We start from the raw sequence: 1,118 nt of genomic DNA, 5'->3' as shown, positions 1-1,118 counted from the left end.
CATCGGATACACAGTTGCTGGTTGATTGCGGGTTATATCAGGGGACAGATCATGAGGTGTGGTTGAACCATCAACCGTTTGAGTTTGACCCCAAGAAAATCAAATACCTACTCCTTACTCATGCGCATATCGATCACTGTGGATTGATAGGGAAACTTGTTCGTGAAGGTTTCAAGGGCAAAGTGTATTGCACAAATGCAACTGCGCGCGTAGCGGAAGAGATGCTGCTTGATGGAGCCGGGTTTTCAGATAGTGAATACACTAAAGAAGATGTGCGCCGTATACAGTGGAGTCCTATCGATTACAGTGCCTCAGAGATTGCAGAACAAAGACGCGATTTTAAGTGGGGAAAGATTTTTACACTTGCGCCGGGCCTTACTTTAAGTCCTTGGCGAAGTAGTCACGTATTGGGAGCGTGTGGTTTTAGCATCAATTGGAACGATCAGGGTGATAAAAGTACTTATGCCGACCGGTCTATATTTTTCTCTGGAGACATTGGGTGTCAGTCTTCCCAGAACTGTTATTTGCCAATGATGAAGAAAAATCATGCTCCCCCTCCGTATACAGATTTCTTGGTCATGGAATCGACGTATGGATCAAGGGTACGCGAGGATCAGTATAAAAGCAGCGAGAATCGTATTCGCGCGCTGGAGCAAGTGATCATCGATACTAAGGAACGAGGTGGCACGCTTGTTATTCCAACTTTTGCTTTCCATCGAACACAAGAGATTTTGACGGATCTGTTTACAATTGGTCTGCGTTGGAGGAATAGCTGCAAAGGTGACTTGCAATGCTACTTAGAAAGTCCTCTGAGTAATCGCTTAAATAAAGTTTATGGGGAAGAGCTTCCTCGTTTGCTTTCTTCTACCCGGCCACAAAATCTGGATAGACAGTATCTGAGGGATGATCTTACCGAGACAACGGGTATACACCCTAAAAACATCGGAAATTTGTTCGATAACTTGTCTAACGGCAAGGTGGCCACATCCGGAAAGCTAAAGGTCACGCCCTCAGATGGCGGTGACAAAGGAAACACACAACCTCGTAAGAAAAAAACGGTAACACCGATGGAGATTTTGAAGGAATTCGATGTGGTTGTAGTAAGCGGTGGGATGTGT

At 45.2% G+C, this 1,118-nt stretch carries 1 protein-coding gene; it reads left to right on the top strand.

What is annotated here, in order from left to right; translation table 11 throughout:
• Positions 1-14 precede the first annotated feature (14 nt).
• Positions 15-1,118 (top strand): MBL fold metallo-hydrolase (locus A3750_RS23970; RefSeq protein ID WP_255374901.1); only part of this gene is annotated, 1,104 nt, incomplete at its 3' end.

This window comes from Oleiphilus sp. HI0079 (assembly GCF_001635105.1).
The sequence above is the reverse complement of the archived record's forward strand: the minus strand, read 5'-3'. Positions and strand labels throughout refer to the sequence as shown.